Genomic DNA, 21189 nt, shown 5'->3' with positions numbered 1-21189 from the left:
CCACGGCCCGGCGGCCCCGCGGAGAGGAACCTCCCGCGGGGCCGCTGCGCGCGACCGGCGGCCTACACGCCCGCCGCGCGCTCGAGGTCGACGAGGAACCGCTTGACCTCGGGATGGCCACCGTACTCGCCGAGCGACCCGTCCGCCCGCACCACCCGGTGCACCGGGATGACGATGGAGAAGGGCGTGTGGGCGCAGGCGGTGCCGATGGCCCGTGCCGCGCCGGGGCTCCCCGCGGCGATGGCGACCTCGCCGTATCCGGCGGTCTCGCCGTAGGGGATCCGCCGGATCGCCTCGAGTGCGCGCCGAGTGAAGCCCGTCGTCGCACCGAGGTCGAGAGGCAGGTCGAACTCCCGGCGCTCGCGGGTGAAGTACTCGTCCAGCTGGTCGGCGGCCCGGCGGGCGAGCGGATGCGCGGGACCCGGCTCCACATCGCCGTATCGGCGGGCCAGGCCCTCGAGCTCGGGCTCTGCCGGCCCATGGATCGGGTGGACGGTGAGCAGGGCCTCGTCCGACGCCACGATCAGCACGTCACCGACGGGGGAGGGGTGCAGGAGGAACCGGGGAGCGAGAGCGGCGATCATGACCACATCCTCGCCGGTTGGCTGCGGCGCCGGCGGTGCGGCGGGGTCATCTGTGAGCGATCGGTCACCGGTGGTGCCTGTGCAGGAAAGACCGATCACTCGGCGTGTCGTCAATACCGGGAAAACCCGCCCCGCCTAACCGCGCCTGACCGGGCGGGCGCTTAGTGTGGCTGACGTGTGGCGAGTCGAGTCCGATGTCATGGAGAACCGGGGAGGAACCGTGTCCGGTCCGGCCGTGAACCCCGGCGACCTCGGTCTCTCAGAGCCGGGTGTCACGGTTGCGCATATCGCCGACCCCGCGCGGGAAAGACTGCGTCGCCAAGCGTCGCAGCTGGGCGGACGATCGACCCTGCTGCACTACAGCGACTCCCGCGAGGAGGGCATCGAGATCACCGGGGCCCATCCCGGGAGCCTCCCGCAGTTCATCACCGGACGCTCGACACTGCTCTCGGGCTTGTTCCGAGACGAGGTCGCCTTGCGGAACGCCCGGCTCGCCGCCGAGCGCATCACCGCCAAGAACGTCGAACTGCGCACGTCGCGGGGAATCGACGCCGTGCACCTCGCCGTGGGCCTCGCCTCCTGGCGACTGGGCGGCCTCGCGTGCACCGCACCGGTGCTCTTGCGACCGCTCGCCATCCGGCGCCACCACTCCGACTTCGAGCTGAAACTCCGCGGCTCGTTCCACGTCAACCCCGAGCTCATCCGCGCGCTGAAGACCCACTTCGGCATCACCGTCGATGCGCGGGCGCTCGCCGCGCTCGCCTACGACGGAGGCGTCTTCAAGCCGCAGCCGGTCATCGACCACCTGCGGGCCCTCACCGCCTCGCTGCCGAACGTCGCCGTGCAGCCGCGGCTCGTGGTGTCGACCTTCGCCGACGTCGCCTCGGTGATGTCGCGTGACGCCGCCCACCTCGATCACCCGGTGCTCAACGCCCTGGCGGGGCATCCTGCCGATCGCGAACGGGTGATGCACCGACGCGAGATCCCCTCGATCCTCCCCGCCGATGAGCGTCCCCCCGCCGCCGACGCCCTGCTTCTGGATGCCGACGCCGAGCAGGAGGGCGTGCTCGCGCGGATCGCGTCGGGCCAGTCGCTGGTCGTGCACACGCTCCCCGGCACCGGCGGAACCCAGACCGTCATCAACGCCGTCGGGTCCCTCGTTCGCGAGGGGCGCCGCGTGCTGGTCGTCAGCGCTCGCCGCGCCACGCTCGAGGGCGTCCGCCACCGCCTCGCGGGGGTGGGCCTGCCGGGCCTCACCGTCTCGCCCCGACACGTGCGTCGCGACCTGATCCGCGCGATCGGGCGCAACGAGAAGGCCGAGAAGCCGGCCGTCGCCGAGGTCGATGACGCCCTCGTGCGGCTGCGGACCGTGCTGCGCGACTACCGGCACGCTCTCACGACCACGCACTCCGACCTCGGCGTCTGCACCCTCGACGTGCTGCGCCGGCTCGCCGAGCTCTCGGCCCTGTCGCCCGCTCCCTCGACCGCCGCACGATTCGATGTGAGCACGCTCATCCGCCTGGCCGGGAAGCGCCGAGACGCCGCCGCGAAGCTCGCCACCGCCGCGCGGCTGGGGGAGTTCCGTTTCGGTCCGCATGACTCGCCGTGGTTCGGCGTCTCGTTCGCCACCACCGCCGACGCCCGTCGCGCGCACGGCCTCGCCGCCCGTCTCCACCGTGCCGATGTGCCGGCTCTCCTCGAGCGCGGGTACGCGGTGGTGGGTCAGACCCACATGCGGCCGTTCCAGAGCATCGCCGAGCTCGGGGTGCAGCTGCGCCTGCTCTCGGGCATCCGCGATTCGCTCGACCGCTTCAGCCCGACCGTGTTCGAGCGCCCCCTCGGCGAGCTCATCCAGGCCCACGGTCCGCGGCGCGATGCCGCGTCGATGAATGCGGCCAATCGCCGCCGGCTCAAGCGGCTCTCGCGCGAGTACATCCGGCCCGGGGTCCACATCGTCGACATGCACGAGGCTCTGCTGCGCGTGCAGCAGCAGCGCACCGAATGGCACCGCTATGTCGAAGCCGGCGTGATTCCCGAGGTGCCCTTCGGGCTGGCCGACGTCCAGGTCGCGTGGCAGCGGGTCGACGCTGACCTGGCGGAGCTCGATGAGGTGCTCGGGCGCTCGGGTGCCGACGCGCTCGCGTCGATCCCGGTGTCGCAGCTCGTGCGCACCCTCGCCGAGCTCGCCGCTGAGTCGGATGTCTTCGACAACCTCGTCGAACGCGCGACGCTGCGTTCGACGCTGGCGGGCCTGGGTCTCGAGCCGCTCCTGACCGAGCTGTCGGTGCGCCATGTTCCCGAGGAGCAGGTCGGCGCCGAGCTCGAATGGGCCTGGTGGCAGTCGGCTCTGGAGTACCTGCTGCGCACCGATCGTGCGCTCCTCGGCGCCAACACCGCCGTCGTGGATCGCCTCGAACGCGACTTCCGCCTCGTCGACGAAGCACACACCGGCGCCTCCGGCCCGCTTCTGGCGTCGCAGCTGGCCACCCAGTGGCGCATCGGCATCGTCGACGAAGCCGATGAGGCCGCGGCGCTGCGGACCGCGCTGAAGTCGGGTGACATCAGTCCCGCCCAGTTCCTCGATGCCGCGCCCACCCTCTCGCGCGCCCTCGCGCCGGTGTGGCTGGCCTCGCCCTACGACGTGCCCCTGATTCCCGACTCCCTGCGCTTCGACGTCGTGATCATCGCGGATGCCGGGGCCCTCTGCCTGGCCGAAGCGACACCCGCGCTGCGGCGTGGCGGGCAGCTGGTGGTCTTCGGAGACCCGGTGACGCAGAAGCCCACCCCGTTCCGGGTGGCATCGGCCATCCCGGCCGACGACCCCGACGCGCCCGACGAGCCGTTCGACGACGAGAGCGTGTTCGTGCGGCTCTCGGAGCTGTTCCCCGTCGAGACCCTCACCCGCAGCTACCGCGCCGGGGGAGAAGACCTCGCGGCGCTCGTGAACGACGCCTTCTACGGCGGTGAGATCGTGTCACTGCCGTGGGCCGGTTCGTACCTCGGCCGCGGAAGTCTCAGTGTCGACTACGTCGAAGGCGGCACCGGCGCTCCTGACCCGATCAGCGGCGCCGTCGAAAGCCCCGACGCCGAGGTGGCGCGCGTGGTCACCCTGGTGGTCGAGCACGCGGTGAACCGGGCGGCGGAGTCGTTGATGGTCGTCACCGCCTCACGGCGTCACGCCGAGCGCATCCGCGCGGCCGTCGGAGCCGCGTTCGCCGGACGGGCCGATGTCGCGGACTTCGTCGGCCGTGACACCGCCGAGCCGTTCGCCGTGCTCAGCCTCGAGGAGTCGGTCGCAGAAAGCCGCGACCGCGTCATCTTCTCGCTCGGATTCGGCCTCACCAAACACGGTCGCGTGCTCAGCGACTTCGGCGACCTCTCGACCCCCGACGGAGAGCGTCTCCTCACGGTCGGGATGACCCGGGCGCGCCGGTCGATGGTGATCGTGTCGTCGATCCGTCCCTCGGCGTTCGACGAGGGACGTCTCGAGCACGGGGCGGCCACCCTCATGGGGATCCTCGGTGGCATCGCCGCCCGCTCGCGCGAAGCGCGCTTGGAAGATCTCGCCGACCCGCTCACCCGTTCGCTCGCGCGGGAGCTCCGTCGACTCGGCGTCTCGGTCGACGTGCAGTACCGGGGGCTTCTGCCCCTCGTCGCCCAGTACAACGGCAAGGCGGTCGTCGCCGAGACCGATCCCGAGACCCGCGGCGAGTCGCTCCGCGAAGCCCTGCGGCTTCGGCCCCAGATCCTGCGGCGCTTGGGCTGGCACTACGTGCGCGTGCACTCCTTCGACCTGTACAGCGACCCGGCAGGCGTCGCCGCGCGGATCGCCGAGCTGCTCGGGGCCCCGGCGATCACCGCCGACCCCGACACGCAGCCGGTCGACTTCATCGAGTAAGTCGATGTCCGAGGACAAGCCCCGACAGCGCGTCGAACGGGTGCCCGGGTCACGCCGTGCCCGCCTGACCCCCGCGCCTGACACCGTGGCCGAGCCCTCGGCCGTCGACGACAGCGACGAGGCCGCCCCCGCGGCATCCGATGGTCTTTCCGGACCGAATGACGAGCGGATGCTGCGCGAGAAACCGCCCCACTACTGACGCGGCTGGCCCTCGGGGCGCCCCTGGGTCGCGAGCAGGTCGCGGATCTGGACGAGGAGCTCCTGCTCGGTCGGAACCGGGTCGGCGGCGGGCTCGGTCGTCGCGCCGGCGCGGGCCTCTTGGCGCTTCTTCCAGTGGTTCATCGGCATGACGAAGACGAAGTAGACCACCGTGGCGACGGCGAGGAAGTTGATCACTGCGCCGATGATGGCGCCGAAGGAGAAGACCGAGACGCCGCCGAGGATCGTGGGCACCTCGACGACAAGGGCCTGGTCGAGGTCACCGGTCTGGAAGACGAGCCCGATGAGCGGATTGATGAAGGCGGTCACCAGGATGTTGACGATGCCGGTGAACGCGGCGCCGATCACGACCGCGACGGCCAGGTCGATCACGTTTCCGCGGAGGATGAACTCCTTGAAGCCCTTGATCATCGATGTGCCTTCCGATGTCGCCGGCTGCCGCCGGGCTACGAACCGCTGGACGCGGGGGAGGCCTTCGCCTCGGACTTCGATGATGTCGAAGACCCGGACGATTCGCCACCGGAACTCGCCGGTGCGCTCTCACTCTTCTTCGACTCGCCGCTCTTCGACTCGCCGCCGGAGCGGGAATCGGTGCGGTAGAAGCCGGAACCGTTGAAGGTGACACCGATCGAGCCGTACTCCTTGCGCAGCGGTCCCTCGCACTCGGGGCAGGTCGTCAGGGCCGGATCGGCGAAGGACTGCACGGCGTCGAAACGGTGCCCGCACTGCTTGCAGGCGTAGGCGTAGGTGGGCATGGCGGTGTCTTTCGTCGGGGGTGCGCTGGGTCAGCGTCGGGCGGGCGCGAGATCGATCGTACGCGTCGGGGTGACCACGCCCGACACCGGCTGGTCGTGCAGGTCGCGGGGCACCGCATCGAGCAGCTCGGTGTCGTAGATGACGGCGTAGACCGGGGGACACCGCTCCATCGACCCGAGCGTCTTGTCGAAGAAGCCTCGTCCCCAGCCGAGGCGCGTTCCGTCCTGTCCGACCGCGGCGGCAGGGATGACGAGCAGATCGACGTCGTTCACCGCGATGGGCCCGAGCACCTCGCCGACCGGCTCGGGGAGGCCGAACATCCCCTCGGTGATGTCGAGGTCGGGCGTGGCGACCGACCAGTCGAGGAGGCCGTCGGTGCGGGTGATCGGAAGAAGCACCCGGATGCCGCGGCGCACCGCCTCGGTGACGAAGCGCCGGGTGCCGGGCTCTGTCGGCGTGGAGAGGAAGCACGACATCGAACGGACGCCCAGGCGTTCGACCAGCGCGTTCAGCTGAACGGCGATGCCGTCTTCTGCGGTTTCGCGGGCCGTCTCCGAGAGGAGATTCCGGCGCTCGCGCAGGTCGGCGCGGAGCGCCCGTTTGGCATCGGCGATCGCGTCTGACATGGGTCGATCTTAGGCGGACGGCTCGCGCCGATCGCGGTGCTCGGGAGCGGCGAGTGCTTTCCCGAGGCATCCACCCTCTACAATCGGGGGCGTGCCTCGTAGCCCTTTCAAAGCCGTGATTCCCGCCGCCGGACTCGGAACGCGCTTCCTGCCCGCCACCAAGGCGATGCCCAAGGAGATGCTCCCCGTCGTCGACAAGCCGGCGATCCAGTACGTCGTCGAGGAGGCCACCGCGGCCGGCATCGACGATGTGCTGATCATCATCGGCCGGAACAAGAACAACCTGTCGAACCACTTCGACTCCGTTCCCGAGCTGGAGTCCACGCTCGAGCGAAAGGGCGATCACTCGAAGCTTGCAAAGGTGCAGCACTCCAGCGAGCTCGCCGACATCCACTTCGTGCGCCAGGGCGAGCCGAAGGGTCTCGGTCACGCGGTGCTGCGTGCCCGCGCCCACGTCGGCGACCACCCGTTCGCCGTGCTCCTGGGCGACGACCTCATCGACGAGCGCGACCCGCTGCTGACGACCATGCTCGAGGAGCACACCAAGCGCGGTGCGGCCATCGTGGCGCTCATGGAGGTCGACCCCGACTCCATCCACCTCTACGGCGCGGCGGCGGTCGAAGCCACCGACGACGACGGTGTGGTGAAGGTCACGGGGCTGGTCGAGAAGCCCGCGAAGGAGGACGCGCCCTCGAACCTCGCGATCATCGGGCGCTACGTGCTCTCGCCGTCGGTGTTCGACATCCTCGAGCGCACCGAGCCCGGCAAGGGCGGCGAGATCCAGCTGACCGACGCCCTCCAGGAGATGGCCGCCGACCCCGACGGACCGGGCGTCTACGGCGTGGTGTTCCGCGGCCGTCGCTACGACACCGGCGATAGAGTGGACTACATCAAGGCCATCGTGCAGCTCGCCGCAGACCGAGAGGACCTCGGCCCCGAGCTGCGTCCCTGGTTCAAGGAATTCGCGGCGAAGCTGTGACCTGACACGGCGACACCGCCGTAGCAAGGGGGGCGTGTGGATCTGTCATCCCCCCGTCAGCACGGCCCCATCTCGATCCGGCTCATCCGCCAGCGGGATGCCCGTACCGTGCAGAACGAGCTGTTGAGCAATCGGTCGTGGCTGCGCCCGTGGGAGGCCACCAGCCCCGACGGGCCCGTGTCGTTCGACATGCGCTCTGGCATCCGGCGTCTGCTGCAGCAGTACCGTGACGGCACCGGCATCCCCTTCGTCATGGAGTACAACGGCGAGATCGCCGGGCAGCTCAACGTGTGGGGCATCGCGCGGGGGTCGCTGGCGACCGCCACCATCGGGTACTGGGTGAGCGAGCGATTCGCCGGACGCGGGATCACGCCCACCGCTGTCGCGCTCGCGACCGACGTGTGCTTCACCGAGGCGCGGCTGCACCGGATGGAGATCTGCATTCGGCCCGAGAATCGGGCGAGTCTGCGCGTCGTGGAGAAACTCGGATTCCGTTACGAGGGTCTGAGGCGCCGGTACATCCACATCGACGGTGACTGGCGCGATCACTACTGCTTCGCCCTGGTGCGCGAGGACGTGCCCGGGGGAGTGCTCGCGCGCTGGCTCGACGGGCGGGTTCCGCAGGATGCGGCGACGATTCCGCCCGCGGACCGACTTCACGCCTGATCCGCGTCGGCTGTGATTCGTGCCGCCTGCGCCCACGGCGTGCGTGGTGTCCGACGCCACCCCTGCCGTCGCCGATCTGGTTCAACCTGGGGTTGAGAGTTTCGCGTCTCGATGTCGGAGGGTGGTGGGAAGCTTCATACATGCGTTCGAACCCACGGCTTACCCTCCTCAGTGACGAGGACAGGTCTGAGCTGACGGGTGTGCTGACGCGGGTGGAGGCCGCGCAGGCGGCGCTCGCGGCCGCGGAAGCGGAGCAGACGCGTGCGTTGGCTGAGGCGGGCGCGTTTGCGGCACGGCTGGCGGAGGGGTCGTCGGCGGTGGTGCGGGACCGGGATATGGCGTTGCGGGGTGTGGCGGCGGAGATCGCGGCGGCGGTGCGACTGTCCGACCGGTCGGTGCAGCGGCAGATCGACAGTGCGTACGCGTTGGTGAACGACTACCCGGCCACCGTGCACTGCCTGGAAAAGGGTCTGATCACCCGCGCGCACGTGGCCGTGGTCGAAGACATCGGGCGACGCCTGCCGCCAGGGGTGAAGGGTGAGTTCGATCAGCTCGCGGCGGAGATCTGCCTGGACGAGACCCCGGGGCGTGCCCGCGCGGATCTGGAGATCCTCGCGGAGCGGATGAACCCCCGGACTCTGACGGACCGGCATGCGGATTCCTACCGGGATCGGAGGATCGTTCGCTACGCGCTCGGTGACGGGATGTCGGAGCTGCGGTCTGTGCACTCCACGGTGCTGGTGGAGGGGATCTTCCAGCGGATCACCGAGCAGGCGAACGAGGTCATCGCCGCCCGGGAACCGGGCACAGACGACACCCGGTCTCTGGACGAGGTCCGTGCCGACCTGTTCGCCGATATGCTCCTCACCTCCGCCCCGAGCTTGGACCCGACCGGTTGCGGCGACGGCGCCGGTGGGCTCGGGGCGATCAAGGCGAAGGTGCAGGTCGTGATCCCCGTCATGGCGCTGATGGGGCAGAGTGACGTCCCGTGTGACCTTGCCGGGGTGGGGCCGATCGATCCGGACACCGCCCGGCTGCTCGCCGGCAACAGCGACGAGACCTGGGAGCGGCTGCTGACCCACCCGATCACCGGGTTGACGATGGCGGTGGACACCTACCAGCGCACTAGGGCCATGGACCGGTTCCTCAAAGGCCGGGACAAGCACTGCCGGTGGCCGGGCTGCCGGATGCCAGCCCGGAAGTGCGAGGTCGACCACAATCACGACGCCGCCCTCGGTGGGAAGACGGAGATCTGCAACCTGTGCTGCTTGTGTCAACGGCATCACAGCATGAAGCAGTTCACCGCCTGGAAAGTGAAGCAACTCGACGGTGGGGTCATCGAGTGGACCTCCCCGGCCGGCCGGACCCACATCGACAATCCACCCGGCCACGGGGTGCACTTCCATCCGGAAGAGGATCTTCCCGACGACCTGTGGGTGAAGTGGACTACCTTCACCGGAGAGTTCCGGATCACCGACGAGCCGGCTGACAACCCCCACGAACCGGCGCCGTTCTGAGGTCGACCCGGCGCGGCAGGAGCATTCTTCCCGCGCAGCCGAATGAGACACCGCGACACGCACCGCCTTGCCGGGCCCGGGTGCCCCCGTCGCATACCGTTATGCGCATGGGCGGACAGGTGCTGGGTGGCGGGGTGATCGTGCTCGTGGCGGTGCTGCTGTGGCTGGTCTACCTCTTGCCCTCATGGCACAGCCGTCGGCAGTTCGACGCCGCGGAGCGAAACGCCGTCCGACTGAACCAGGCCCTGCGCGTCCTCGCAGAGACGAGCGAGACGCCGGCCGAGGTCCGCCTCGAGCTGTCGGCCCGCACCGCTGCCGCGCAGCAGAAGCTCGCCAAGCGGGCGATGGCCGAACGCGAGGAGGCCGCACTCGAGCAGGCCCGCGTCGATCTCGAACGGGCACGCGCCGAGAAGGCCGCGGCCAAAGCCGCTCCCGAAGCCCGACAGGCCCGCGCCCGTCGCCGCGTGCGGCTTGTCGCGACGACGCTGGGTCTGAGTGGCCTGGGTCTCGCCGCATGGGGTGCGTGGCTGATCGTGGCGACCGGCGCGGTCGGCGTACTCATCGGGGGTCTGAGCCTCGTCGTGGTCGCACTCTCGGTCCTGGCGCAGATGGCCCGTGTCGCCGCGCGGGTGGCACGCAGGTCTGCGGCATCCACTGTCCCGATCGTCCGTCAGGCGCCGGTGGTGCAGGATGTCGCGCTCCCGCCCTCCCGTCAGCGGGCGGTGTGGGCACCGCGCGAGCTGCCGAAGCCGCTCACCGTCTCGGCGGGTTCGCAGGCCGCTGCCGTGCGCGACGTCGAAGACGCCCGCGAGGAGCTCCGTCAGGCCGCGGTCGCCGAAGCGGCGCGGATGCGCGCCGAGGCCCAGCGACCCCCGTCGATCGAGGTCGCCCGCGCGGCGCGAGCCGTGCAGCCGGGGCCGAACTTCGCTCGGATGGGCTACGTCGACGATGCCGAGATCGAAGATCACGTTCGTCGACTGCTCGAGCGTCGCGCCGCCGGCGCGTGATCCCCGGGGCGGGCGGACGGCATTCGTCGGTCGCCCGGCGAGGGTGATAATGTAACGGAGGTTCTCGGGCCTGTGGCGCAGTTGGTAGCGCGCTTCGTTCGCAATGAAGAGGTCAGGGGTTCGAATCCCCTCAGGTCCACCATGTGATGAGTCGTGACATAGGTCTCACCTGAGTCGCGACATGTGTCACGGTTTGAAAGCCTCCGGCCATCGGCCGGGGGCTTTCATCGTGTTGCGCCAGTAGGTCTTGTCGGGCTGGATTTGGTTAGAGGCGATGATCTCGCCGGTGCGGGTGGCGACGACGGTGATGGTGGTGTCGTCGGCGATGAGGATGACGGGCGCGCCGCGGTGGAGGGCGCCGACGCCGAGGTGGTGCATGCGGCCGGCGCGGCGGAAGCTGATCTTGCCGTTGGTGCCGACGTGGTCGTGACGGACCCGGTAGTGCGTGTGGTCGCTGTGCCCGGCGGGAGCGGCTTTCGCAGTGGCGGCGTAGGCCGCGGCGGGGGTGGTGCCGTGGGCGCGGTGTGGGCGGGCGGTGTTGTAGTGATCCCGGAATTGGTCGAGCTGGGCCTGCAGCTCGGGGATCGTGTGCGCGCGCGGTCGTGCCGCGAGCCAGCGTTTCAGGGTCTGATGGAACCGTTCGATCTTCCCTTGCGTCTGCGGGTGGTTCGGGGCGCCGTTCTTCTGCACGATGCCGAGGGCGGCGAGGACGTATTCGAACTCGTTGCGGGCTCTGGCGTGCCGGGCGGTGTAGACCCGTCCGTTATCGGTGAGGGTGGAAGCGGGCGGGCCGTAGGTGTCGACGGCGGCGCGGAACGTGTCCACGACGGTGCGGCCGGTGACGGGGTGGTGGGCGGTGCAGCTGAGGAGGAGTCGGGAGTGGTCGTCGAGCCAGTTCAGGATCTCCACGTCGGTGGCGTCGGCGAGGCGCCAGTGGGTGAAGTCGGACTGCCAGGTCTCGTTCGGCTGCGCGGCTTCGAACCGGACGAACGAGGATCGTGGACGTTTGCGGGGCTCTGGCATGATCAGGCCGGCAGCATGCAGGATCCGGCGGATTGTCGACGTCGACGGGGCTCTCAGTCCCTCCTGACCAAGGTGCCACGCGATCGTGATCGGTCCGGCGTCTGTCCCCGCTGCCGTCAGTGCGCTCCGCAGTTGCACGATCCGGTCTCGCACCCGGTCAGTCGCCGCGTGCGGGGACGACTTCGGAGCCCGCGACAACGCCTCAAGTCCTTCGAGCCCGTGCTCCCGGTAGCGGGCGAGCAGCCGGTGAAGATGTCGTCTCGAAATGCCGTACCCCTCGGCCGCGTCGGTGACCGAGAGCTCCCCGACGACGATCTTCAACACCACGACCCGATGCTTCGACGACATCCACGAGTGTCGCCTATGACCCGACTCACCCGTGACCTATGACCCGACTCATGAGAGACCTATCAACTGAGACCTATGTCGTGAACCCAGACACCCTCAGGTCCACCACACCGAGAAGAGCTCGCCCGCAGGGCGGGCTCTTCTCGTCTGCAGCGGGCTCTGTCGGGTCGGGCAGCGTGCGCGCATAATGGGCGGGTGGCGGCGCAGCATCCTCTCGATGACGGACCCTTCTTCCACGGCACACGCGCCGAACTGATGCCCGGCGACCACGTGAGCGCGGGATTCCGATCGAACTATCGATCCGACGTCGTCATGAACCACGTCTACTTCACGGCATCGCCTGACGGCGCCGGTCTCGCGGCGGAGCTGGCGGTGATTCTCGGTTCCGAAGATGCCCGACTGCACGTCTACCGCGTCGAGGTGACGGACGATTTCGAGAACGATCCGAACGTCACGGACAAGAAGTTCCCCGGCAACCCCACGCGCTCGTACCGCTCGGCTGCACCGCTCATCGTCATCGAAGAGATCACCGCCTGGACCCGGCTGACCCCCGAGGCCCGGGAGGAATGGCGTCGCCGTCTGGCGGAACTCGCCGCGAGTGGGGCCGAGATCATCAACTGACCTCGGCCCGCGCAAGCTCAGGCCAGAGCCGGTGACCGATGTCCGATCGACAGCCGCTGCGCCGCGAGCCCCTCGGCGGCCATGAGCGGCGTGATCCCGCGCTCGTCGGCCTCGTCGAAGACGCGGCGCAGGGTGTCGCCGATGCCGGCGACGCGGTCCATGATCTCTTCGCGCGTGCCGAGCTTCCTCGCCTCGAGGTCGAGGTAGATCACTCCGCCCGCGTTCACCACGAAGTCAGGAGCGTAGAGGATGCCGCGCGCCGCGAGCCGGTCGGCGCCGGCGTGCTCGGCCAGCGGGTTGTTCGCCGGGCCGCAGACAGCGCGGGCGTCGAGGTCGTCGATGATCTCCGAGGTGAGGAGGCCGCCGATCCCCGCGGGGACGAAGACGTCGGCGGGCACAAGGTGCTCGAATCCGGGCTCGCTCCAAGAGGCCTGCAGCTCGCGGGCGAGGTCGCGCTTGGCGGGGTTCACGTCGGTCACCGTGAGAACGGCTCCCTCGGCGGCGAGCCGCAGCGCGAGGCGACTGCCGACCTGACCGAGGCCCGAGATCGTGATGCGTCGGCCCGCGACATCCGCACTTCCGGTCACGCGCTCGAGGGTCGCCCGCAGCGACGCGTAGACCCCGAGGCTCGTGGGCCCTGCCGGCTCACCCGAGCCGCCGACGGCGTCGGGGAGGCCGACGACGTGCTCGGTGCGCTCGCGGACCGTGAGCATGTCGTCGGTGGTGGATCCGACGTCCTCTGCCGTGCGGTACAGACCGTTCAGCGCTTCGACGGCGTCGCCGAGGTCGAGGAAGGCGGCCCGCCGGCGCTCGGCGTCGAGAATCGTCCCCTCGGGAAGCGCGATGACCGACTTGCCGCCTCCGGCGTCGAGGCCCGCGGCGGCGTTCTTCAGGGTCATCGCCGCAGAGAGGCGCAGGGCGTCGCCGAGGGCATCGCTCCAGTGCGGGTAGGTCCATAGTCGTGCGCCACCGAGCGCGGAGCCGAGGACGGAGGAGTGCAGGGCCACCGCGAGGAACAGACCGCTCCGCCGCCCCGTGATCACCTCCACGCGCTCGTGGGTGAAATCGGGCAGGGGCAGGGTGTGCGTCATCGCGTCCTCTTTCGGCGGGCCTTGTGGGCGTGCTCTGTCGGATGCGGCCGCTTCGCCGCATCCGACTCCATTGCATCACCGCCGGCGCCACGGTTCAACAGCGCCGCGCCGCGACCCTAGGCTGACGGGCATGACCTCCTCGCTCCCGCCCCGCAGTCGCCTGGTCCATGACGCCCTCCGCGCCGCCGGAATCGCCGGCGACATCGTCGTGCTCCCCGATGCCGCATCCACCGCCGTCCTCGCGGCCGAGGCGCTCGGTGTCGAGGTGGGCGCGATCGCGAACAGCCTGGTGTTCTGGAGCGACGGCGAACCGCTCCTGGTGATGACGAGCGGCGCGCACCGCGTCGACACCGTCGCGCTCGCGGCTCGTCTGGGTCGCGAATCGATCCGACGTGCGACGCCCGAGCAGGTGCGGGATGCCACGGGCCAGGCGATCGGGGGAGTGGCACCGACCGGCCACCCGGCGCCACTTCCCACCGTGGTCGACGAGGATCTCGCGCAGTATCCCGAGATCTGGGCCGCCGGCGGCACCCCGCACACCGTCTTCCCGCTCACCTTCGATGAGCTGGTCCACCTCACCGGTGGGACGGTGTCGAAGGTCGACTGAGCGGGCGGCCCGTCAGCGTCCCTGAACCGCGCTCAGCGCCACGACGGCCGCGGCCGCCGACCACGCCTGCGGCCTGCAGGCCGCAGGGTAGGGAGCGGGGCGCGAGGTCTCGGTGATCGGATCACCCGAGTGAAGCTCGGGAACCCGGTACGAGAACGCCTCTGCGGCGGCGAGCATGCCGGTCACGACCTCCTCCGCCTCCGTGCGGAGGCCGGCGCGCAGCATCCCGTGCGCGGCGATGGCCGTATCGTGTGTCCACACGCTTCCCCCGTGGTACGACAGCGGCCAATAGCCCGCGGCTCCCGTGGACATCGTGCGGATGCCGAAGCCGCTCGACAGCGAAGCGCCCAGGAGCAGCCGAGCGACGTGCGCCTCGTCGTCGGCGTCGAGGATGCCCGTTCCGAGGAGATGCCCGATGTTGCTGGTCAGGGTGTCGACGGGCTGCTTGTGCCGGTCGAGGGCCACCGCCGGATAGCGTCCCTCGGGGGTCTCCACCCAGTACGCCGCGGCGAAGCGCTCGCGCAGCTCACGAGCCCAGGCCCGCAGCCGGGCGGCCTCATCGACGTCGCCCGTGAGGGTTTCGAGGATCTCAGCCCCGGCGAGAGCGGCCTCGTAGGCATAGCCCTGCACCTCGCACAGCGCGATCGGCCCCTCCGCCAGGCGCCCGTCGCGCCACTGGATCGAGTCTCCCGAGTCCTTCCAACCCTGATTGGCGAGGCCGTGGCCGGTGCGATCGAGGTAGTCGATGAAACCATCGCCGTCGTTGTCGCCGTGATGGACCAGCCAGTCGAGCGCTCCGCGCAGAGCGGGCACGAGCGCCGCGACCTCCGCCTCGGGCATTCCCGCCCGCCACGCGTCGGCGAGGAGGCACACCCACAGCGCGGTCGCATCGACCGTCCCGTAGTACAGCGGGGGGAGGGCGAGGCCCTCGCTCGGCTGCTCGAGCGTGGTCGCCCGCAGCTCGTGGAGGATCTTCCCCGGCTCCTGCGCCGAGTCGGGCTCGTCTCGGTCGCCCTGCAGACGCGCGAGGACGCGAAGGGTGGATGCCGCCATGCCGACGTCGAGCGGAAGGGCGAGGCGTGCCGCCCAGAGCGAATCCCGACCGAACAGCGTGAAGAACCAGGGCGCGCCGGCTGCGTAGAACGCATCGTCGCGCTCATCGGGAAGGGTGAGCCGCAGGGCCTCGAGGTCGCCGAGGGCGACCTCGAGCCACCGGCCGAGACGCGGATCGCCGCCGCGGACCGCCTGCACGGCGGCCGCGACGTCGATGCGGCTCGGGTGCGAGACCCCGGACACGACGACGGTGGTGTCCTCCAGGATCATCCGCCAGGACACCGTCGCCTCGCCGCGGGCGGGGAGGGTGATCGACCATGCCGCGCGGATGTCCGACCCGCTCGTCTCGACCACGCCGCCGGTGGCCTCGAGGAGGAACGACGCCGTCTGCGAACGCGCCGACGCCGTGGCATCCGTCCCGTGCACCTCGGTGACCGCCGCCTCGGGACGGCCGCCCTTGACGTCGTGGAGCGATGCGAACTCGGCACCGACACGCAGTCGGAGGGTGGCCGACACCGGCTCGTCACGCGCTGAGCGCAGCGTCCAGGTCTCGCGCACCTCGCCGGGAGTGACGACGCGATCCCGCAGCAGCCGCACCTTGGGGTCGGGGGTGTCGTCGTCGAGCCCGCGCAGCACCGCGCTGAAGACCACCCGTGAGGGGCCGTCGGGAGCGAGGGAGATCCACTCGACCTCCGACTCGTCGCAGGTCAGCTCCAGGTCGCGCACATGCCGGACGTCGCCGTGGTAGATCCCGTCGATCGCACCCGCGCCGGCGTCGCCGGTCTCGCGCGACCACACCTGGGTGGGGGCGCGCAGCGCGATGACCGCGTCGTCGAGCAGCGGCTGGCGCGTGCGGGTCGCGGGCTCGGTGAGGGGGTTCATCCTTTGACGGCTCCTTCGCTGGTGTTCATGATGCGCTTTTGGAAGATGAAGAACAGAACGGCCACCGGGATCGTCATGATCAGCGCTGCGGCGAGCTTGATCGGATACTGCGTGCCCTGACTGAGCTGACCGGAGGCCAGCGACGCGACGCCCTTGGTGAGGGTCGTCAGCTCAGGGGACTGCGTGGCGACGATGAAGTGGCTGAGCTCGTTCCACGACCCCTGGAACGACAGGATCACGATCGTGATGAGGGCGGGCCGCGCCATCGGCAGCACGACCGACCAGAACACCCGGAAGGCGCCTGCGCCGTCGATGCGTGCCTGCTCCTCGACCGAGACCGGGATGGACTCGAAGAAGTTCTTCATGATGAACACCCCGGCCGCATCGACGAGAAGCGGCAGGATCATCGCGGCATAGGTGTCGTAGATGCCGATCTGATTGAGCACGAGGAACTTCGGGATGAGGAGCACCACCGCCGGCACCGCCATGACGGCCACGACGAGGGCGAAGATGGCTCCCCGACCCCGGAAGTGCAGACGGGCGAGGGCGTACCCGGCGAGGGAGACGAAGAACACCCGGCCGAGGGTCACCACCACCGTGACGATCGTGGAGTTGACGAACCACAGCGGGAAGTCGCTCCGGCCGAAGAGGGTCTCGTAGGCGGCGAAGGTCACCGTCTGCGGGATGAGCGACAGCGCGTTGCTCGCCGCCTCGGAGTCGGTCTTGAACGAGGTCGCGACCTGCACGAGGAACGGGAAGATGTAGATGATCGCGAGGATCACCAGCAGCGCGTACAGGAAGATCTGACCGCTGACCCGGCGGGAGAGGCCGTTGCGGCGGGTGCGGGGCGCAGGGGTGGATCGGCCCGGATCGACCTGGGCGACCTTCGCCTGCGGCGGCAGTGTCTCGCTCATGACCGGCCCCCCTTCACTTCGTAGCGTGCGGCGCGTCGCTTGGAGACCCCGCGTTCACGCAGCACCCAGCGCTGGATGATGGTGAAGAAGATGATGATGAGGAAAAGAAGGAAGGCGATCGCCGACCCCTCGCCCCACTCCTGACGGGTGAATGCCGCCTCGTAGGACAGGTAGGCGGGGGTGACGGTGGTCTTCGCCGGGCCGCCTTCGGTGCCGGTGTAGATCTGGTCGAAGACCTGCCAGCCGCCGATGACCCCGAGGGTCACAACGGTGAAGATCGTCGGGCGCAGCTGCGGCAGGGTGATGTGCCAGAACCGCTGCCAGCCGTTGGCGCCGTCCATCATCCCGGCCTCGCCGAGCTCGCCGCCCACGTTCTGCAGGGCCGCGATGAAGAGCAGCATGAAGGTGCCGCTCGTGGTGAAGACCGCCATGAGAATGAAGGCCGACAGGGCGACCGAGGGACCGGCGAGCCACTCCCACAGGCTCACACCGAGCACGTCGGTCTGAGTGAGCGCCTCAGGCCCGCTCGTGACCCCGAGCCCCGCGAGGGCGTTGTGGACGATGCCGCTCGGCTCCTGGAACCAGTTCGGCCCCGTGATCCCGATCCAGGCGAGGACGGCGTTGACCACACCGGTCTGGGAGAAGAGGAACAGCCACAGGATCGTGATCGCCACCGAGGAGGTGACCGAGGGGAAGTAGAAGGCGGTGCGGAAGAAGCCGCGGCCGCGCAGCACCGCGCGGTTGACCAGCACGGCGAGGAAGAGCGACAGCGCGGTCTGCAGCGGGACGACGAGCAGTACGTACCAGGCGATGTTGCGAAGCGAGATGCCGAAGTCGCGCTCGGCGAGCCCGCCACCGGTGGTCACCGCGGCGTAGTTCTCCAGGCCGACGAAGTTCACGGATCCCGACAGGGGGCTTCCCCGTCCCGCCCAGTCGGAGAAGCTCACCCACAGCGCCATCAGCACCGGGATCAGGAGGAACAGCCCGAGGATGAGGATGACGGGGAGGACGAACACCCACCCCGCGGCGGCCTCCCCGCGCCGGATCCCGGTGTTGCGGGATCCGGCGCGGGGGGTGGTGACCGTGGCGGTCATGTCAGCCGACCACGGCCTCGAGGTTGCCCTGCACCGAGTCGAGGATGGTCGTCGGATCGGACTCGGCCAGCGACTCCAGCTGTGCGTTGAAGTCGGTGATGACAGCGGCGGCGTCGGCCTGCGTCGGCAGGAACTGCGCGTACTCCGCGCCGTCGATGAAGGCGGCGAGGTCGGGGTTGGCCTCGCGCCACGCGTCGGCGGTGGTCTCCAGCGACGGCATGATGCCGAACGCCTCGGAGAAGGCCAGCTGCTGCTCGGAGGCGGTCAGGTACTCCACCAGCTCGAGGGCTGCCTGCTGGTTGGGGCTGTCGGCGGCCATTCCCCAGCAGTTGGTGAACTGCAGGGTTCCGGGGCCACCGGGGCCCTCGGGCAGCTGGGCGACGAGGTAGTTCACGTCGGGGTAGTCGTTGCGCATGGCCCCCTCGATCCAGTTGCCCTCGATCACCATCGCGGCAGAGCCGAGGCCGAACGCCTCACCGCCCCATCCGGCGCCGATGTCGGTGGCGTAGGCGAAGTTGCCGCCCTCGAGGTTGGTCTTGACGTACTCCAGGGCCTCGACGTTCTCGCGGCTGTTCGCGGTGGCTGCGCCATCGGTGACGAGGCCGCCGCCGGCCTGGGCCATGAAGGTGCCGACACGCTGCACCTCGGGACCGAAGGCGAGGCCGGTGACGCCACCGGTGGTGAGGGTCTGGCTGACCGTGGCCAGCTCCTCCCACGTGGTCGGCACGTCATCCTCGGTCAGGCCCGCGGCCTCCCACAGGTCGGTGTTGATGATCAGCGCCAGGGTCGAGAAGTCCTTCGGGGCGCAGTAGAACTCGTCCTCGTAGGTGAAGTTCTCCACCAGCGGGGCGTAGAAGTCCCCCGCGTTGGAGAGCTCGTCGCCGTACGCGCGCAGCGAGCCGTTGTCTGCGTAGCCGGCGAGGGCGTCGGGGGAGAGGTAGAACAGATCCGGCGGCGACCCCGCGGCGAATCCCTGAGCGAGCTGCTGGTTGAGGTCGCTGGCGATCTCGACGCTCGCCTCGACGCCGGACTCGGCCGACCATGCGGCGACGGCGTCTTCGACGGCTGTGGCCTCGGCCTCGCCGCTGGAGGCGATGAGGACGGTGATGGGGTCGTCGGAGGAGGTCAGCTCGCCGTCGGCCGCGGCTCCGCCGCCGCCGTCGTCGAAGCTTCCGCCGCCGCATCCGGTCAGCACCAGGGCTCCGGCGGTGAGGATCGCTCCCGCGCCGAACGCGGCGCGCATCTTCCTGCGTGTCATGTCTCCCTCTCCTTTGAATGAAGTCGCGACACCGTTCGGATCGTCCGGGGGTATATGAACGATCAAATATGAACGTTCAAATTCGGTGTCGCTGGAAGACTACGGCCCGGCTCTTTCGCGTGTCAACGACGGACGGCTACGCTCGGGTAACGATTTGATCGTTCAGATCCGATGTTCGTCGAGACCACAGGGGGTCGGAGAATGGCGAAGGCGCCGACCGTCGAAGACGTCGCCCGCCGTGCGGGGGTGTCGCGGCAGACGGTCTCGAATGTGATCAACAGCCCCGCGATCGTGCGGGAGGAGACCCGGGTACGCGTGCAGCGGGCGATCGACGAGCTCGCCTACCGGCCGCATGTCGCGGCGCGGAGCCTGCGCACGAGGCGCAGCTCGACGATCGGCGTGCACATCGATCCCTTCAGCGGCGGGATCTCGGGGGTCATCCTCGACCGCTTCATCCATGCCCTGACCGAGAACGCCAACGAGCGCGCGCTGCGCGTGCTCATCTACAGCGCCCGCAGCAAAGACGAGGAGATCGCGCGGCTCAGCGACCTGATCGACGGCGGCGAGATCGATGCGGCGGTGATCACCGGCACGGCCTTCGGCGATCCGCGGACGGGGTGGTTGGACGGTCGACACCTTCCCTACGCCGCCTTCGGGCGGCCCTGGGGCGGCGGCGACGTGTGGGAGTCCGGACACTCGTGGGTCGACGTCGACGGTGCTGCCGGCACGCGGGCCGCGACGGTGCACGCACTCGAGGCCTGGGGGCCGCGTGTCGCGTGGCTCGGGTGGCCGCCCGATGCGGGCACCGGCGATGACCGGGAGCGCGGATGGCGCGAGGCGATGCGCGCGTCGGGGCTCACCGGTCCGGTCTTCCGCATGCCCGACAGCGTGGCGGAGGCCCGCAGTGTGATGGCTCGGGCCTTCGCAGACCCGGTCGTGCGCGACGGGATCGACGCGGTGGTCTGCGTGAGCGACGCCCTGGCCGTCGGAGCTCACCTGGCCGCCGTCGACAGCGGCGCGACCGGAATCGGACTCATCGGCTTCGACAACACCCCCGTCGCCGAGGCACTCGGGCTCTCGAGCGTCGAGCAGGCGCCGGAGCTCGTGGCCGGTGCGGTGCTCGACCTCCTCACCGACGACACCGGGCGCCGCATCGCGACCGGCGAGAGCCCGCCTGAGCGGATGCTCGTCGAGCCGCGTCTCGTGGTCCGCTGACGCTCACCCGCCGATTCTGCGCGCCAGCACCCCGGCTGTCTCTCGAACGAGCGCAGCGGCGTCGGAATGCCGAAGTGTGGCGTCCTCGGCCCACGTCGTCGCGACCGCCGCCGCGGGCCAGCCGGCGTGATCCAGCACGACAGCCGCGACGGAGCGGAATCCCAGCGTCACCTCGCCGTGCTCCTCGGCGACACCGTGCGTGCGGACGTCGCGGAGGATCCGGCGCAGTTCGCTGAGACGCCGGGGTCCGCGCCCGGTGCGGTCGGCGAAGGACGACGCGTCGGGGAACAGGGCCCGCACCTGCGCCGGTGGGAGGGAGGCGAGCATTGCGCGGCCGGTCGCGGTGAGGTGGGCGGGCAGGCGAACCCCGACGTCGGTCACGAGGGTCGGGCGACCGGGCGCGCGCTCCTCCACGAGGTAGAGCACGTCGCGGCCGCTCATCACGGCCAGGTGCGTGCTCTCTCCGAGACGGTCGGCGAGAGCGGCGACCAGCGGGCGTCCGAGGCGCGCGAGCGGCTGCTGACGCGCGTACCCGCCGCCGAGCTCGAAGGCCGCGATACCTAGACCCCAGCGCCGCTCGGCCGTGAGGTGGACGACGAAACCACGGCGCTCGAGGGTGGTCAGCAGGTGATACACCGTCGAACGCGGAAGCCCGAGGGCGTCGGCGATCGTCCGAGCCGGCACCGGCCCGCGCTGACGGGCGAGGTGCGAGAGGATCCGGAGCGTCTGGTCGGCAGCCGGAACCTGCGGTCTGTCCGTCTCGGTGCCGCTGTCTGAGATCACAGACACAGGATGCCACGCCGCTCTGGCGCCGCGCGATGGCGCGGAGTG

20 protein-coding genes and 1 tRNA gene are annotated in these 21189 nt (G+C 70.0%); 10 read left to right on the top strand and 11 right to left on the bottom strand.

Features of this window, described 5'->3' with window-relative positions:
- Positions 1 to 62: 62 nt before the first annotated feature.
- Positions 63 to 584, bottom strand: coding sequence for a methylated-DNA--[protein]-cysteine S-methyltransferase (locus FBY40_RS13125; RefSeq protein ID WP_141939260.1), 522 nt, complete (start codon positions 582 to 584; stop codon positions 63 to 65).
- Positions 585 to 783: 199 nt separating this feature from the next.
- Here FBY40_RS13125 and FBY40_RS13120 point away from each other — a divergent pair, with 199 nt between their 5' ends.
- Both FBY40_RS13120 and FBY40_RS13115 read left to right on the top strand, forming a co-directional pair.
- On the top strand, positions 784 to 4482 hold the full coding sequence (locus FBY40_RS13120) for an AAA family ATPase (RefSeq protein ID WP_141940190.1): 3699 nt from the start codon (positions 784 to 786) through the stop codon (positions 4480 to 4482).
- Between the two features lie 4 nt (positions 4483 to 4486).
- Positions 4487 to 4681, top strand: a complete 195-nt coding sequence (locus FBY40_RS13115; RefSeq protein WP_141939259.1) for a hypothetical protein — start codon at positions 4487 to 4489, stop codon at positions 4679 to 4681.
- On the opposite strand, the gene mscL is transcribed toward FBY40_RS13115, so the two are convergent.
- The 3 genes from mscL to FBY40_RS13100 are packed head-to-tail and all read right to left on the bottom strand — an operon-like array spanning position 4675 to position 6083.
- Complete coding sequence (gene mscL / locus FBY40_RS13110; protein WP_141939258.1) at positions 4675 to 5112, bottom strand: large conductance mechanosensitive channel protein MscL; 438 nt, start codon at positions 5110 to 5112, stop codon at positions 4675 to 4677. The genes FBY40_RS13115 and mscL overlap by 7 nt on opposite strands.
- A gap of 35 nt (positions 5113 to 5147) precedes the next feature.
- Positions 5148 to 5456, bottom strand: coding sequence for an FmdB family zinc ribbon protein (locus FBY40_RS13105; RefSeq protein ID WP_141939257.1), 309 nt, complete (start codon positions 5454 to 5456; stop codon positions 5148 to 5150).
- 30 nt (positions 5457 to 5486) lie between these two features.
- Complete coding sequence (locus FBY40_RS13100; protein WP_141939256.1) at positions 5487 to 6083, bottom strand: 5-formyltetrahydrofolate cyclo-ligase; 597 nt, start codon at positions 6081 to 6083, stop codon at positions 5487 to 5489.
- A gap of 91 nt (positions 6084 to 6174) precedes the next feature.
- On the opposite strand from FBY40_RS13100, the gene galU reads away from it, so the two are divergent.
- The 5 genes from galU (at position 6175) to FBY40_RS13075 (ending at position 10394) form a co-directional block, all read left to right on the top strand.
- On the top strand, positions 6175 to 7062 hold the full coding sequence (galU, locus tag FBY40_RS13095; protein ID WP_141939255.1) for a UTP--glucose-1-phosphate uridylyltransferase GalU: 888 nt from the start codon (positions 6175 to 6177) through the stop codon (positions 7060 to 7062).
- A gap of 36 nt (positions 7063 to 7098) precedes the next feature.
- Entirely contained in the window at positions 7099 to 7728 is a 630-nt protein-coding gene (locus tag FBY40_RS13090; protein WP_141939254.1) for a GNAT family N-acetyltransferase, read from the top strand.
- A 140-nt stretch (positions 7729 to 7868) separates the two neighbouring features.
- Positions 7869 to 9245: an HNH endonuclease gene (locus FBY40_RS13085; protein ID WP_141939253.1), complete on the top strand. Its 1377-nt coding sequence runs from the start codon at positions 7869 to 7871 to the stop codon at positions 9243 to 9245.
- 107 nt (positions 9246 to 9352) lie between these two features.
- On the top strand, positions 9353 to 10252 hold the full coding sequence (locus FBY40_RS13080) for a large exoprotein (RefSeq protein ID WP_141939252.1): 900 nt from the start codon (positions 9353 to 9355) through the stop codon (positions 10250 to 10252).
- Positions 10253 to 10318: 66 nt separating this feature from the next.
- A tRNA-Ala gene (locus FBY40_RS13075) sits at positions 10319 to 10394 on the top strand.
- 44 nt (positions 10395 to 10438) lie between these two features.
- Here FBY40_RS13075 and FBY40_RS13070 read toward each other — a convergent pair.
- Positions 10439 to 11623, bottom strand: a complete 1185-nt coding sequence (locus tag FBY40_RS13070; protein WP_141939251.1) for an IS481 family transposase — start codon at positions 11621 to 11623, stop codon at positions 10439 to 10441.
- A 195-nt stretch (positions 11624 to 11818) separates the two neighbouring features.
- Between FBY40_RS13070 and arr the strand changes: the two genes are divergently transcribed.
- Complete coding sequence (gene arr, locus FBY40_RS13065) at positions 11819 to 12244, top strand: NAD(+)--rifampin ADP-ribosyltransferase (protein ID WP_268815536.1); 426 nt, start codon at positions 11819 to 11821, stop codon at positions 12242 to 12244.
- A gap of 17 nt (positions 12245 to 12261) precedes the next feature.
- Here the strand turns inward: arr and FBY40_RS13060 are convergent, their stop codons facing one another.
- Entirely contained in the window at positions 12262 to 13335 is a 1074-nt protein-coding gene (locus tag FBY40_RS13060; RefSeq protein ID WP_141939250.1) for a Glu/Leu/Phe/Val dehydrogenase family protein, read from the bottom strand.
- A 130-nt stretch (positions 13336 to 13465) separates the two neighbouring features.
- Here FBY40_RS13060 and FBY40_RS13055 point away from each other — a divergent pair, with 130 nt between their 5' ends.
- Complete coding sequence (locus FBY40_RS13055) at positions 13466 to 13942, top strand: YbaK/EbsC family protein (protein ID WP_141939249.1); 477 nt, start codon at positions 13466 to 13468, stop codon at positions 13940 to 13942.
- Between the two features lie 12 nt (positions 13943 to 13954).
- Here the strand turns inward: FBY40_RS13055 and FBY40_RS13050 are convergent, their stop codons facing one another.
- Genes FBY40_RS13050 through FBY40_RS13035 form a run of 4 tightly spaced genes read right to left on the bottom strand, consistent with a single transcriptional unit; the run spans position 13955 to position 19143 of the window.
- Positions 13955 to 15877, bottom strand: a complete 1923-nt coding sequence (locus FBY40_RS13050) for a glycogen debranching N-terminal domain-containing protein (RefSeq protein WP_141939248.1) — start codon at positions 15875 to 15877, stop codon at positions 13955 to 13957.
- A complete protein-coding gene (locus tag FBY40_RS13045) occupies positions 15874 to 16791 on the bottom strand; it encodes a carbohydrate ABC transporter permease (RefSeq protein ID WP_141939247.1) in 918 nt (305 codons plus the stop codon). The genes FBY40_RS13050 and FBY40_RS13045 overlap by 4 nt, the downstream gene beginning before the upstream one ends.
- Positions 16788 to 17885, bottom strand: coding sequence for a carbohydrate ABC transporter permease (locus tag FBY40_RS13040; protein WP_141939246.1), 1098 nt, complete (start codon positions 17883 to 17885; stop codon positions 16788 to 16790). Before FBY40_RS13040 ends, FBY40_RS13045 begins: the two co-directional genes overlap by 4 nt.
- A gap of 1 nt (position 17886) precedes the next feature.
- Positions 17887 to 19143, bottom strand: a complete 1257-nt coding sequence (locus tag FBY40_RS13035) for a sugar ABC transporter substrate-binding protein (RefSeq protein ID WP_141939245.1) — start codon at positions 19141 to 19143, stop codon at positions 17887 to 17889.
- 201 nt (positions 19144 to 19344) lie between these two features.
- On the opposite strand from FBY40_RS13035, the gene FBY40_RS13030 reads away from it, so the two are divergent.
- A complete protein-coding gene (locus FBY40_RS13030) occupies positions 19345 to 20358 on the top strand; it encodes a LacI family DNA-binding transcriptional regulator (RefSeq protein ID WP_141939244.1) in 1014 nt (337 codons plus the stop codon).
- Positions 20359 to 20361: 3 nt separating this feature from the next.
- On the opposite strand, the gene FBY40_RS13025 is transcribed toward FBY40_RS13030, so the two are convergent.
- Positions 20362 to 21141 carry an IclR family transcriptional regulator gene (locus tag FBY40_RS13025; protein ID WP_442922867.1) on the bottom strand — a complete coding sequence of 260 codons (780 nt, stop codon included), beginning with the start codon at positions 21139 to 21141 and terminating at the stop codon, positions 20362 to 20364.
- Positions 21142 to 21189 lie beyond the last annotated feature (48 nt).

It is taken from the genome of Microbacterium sp. SLBN-154 (assembly GCF_006715565.1).
GTDB lineage: Bacteria > Actinomycetota > Actinomycetes > Actinomycetales > Microbacteriaceae > Microbacterium.
This window is presented reverse-complemented; position numbering and strand designations above follow the sequence as displayed.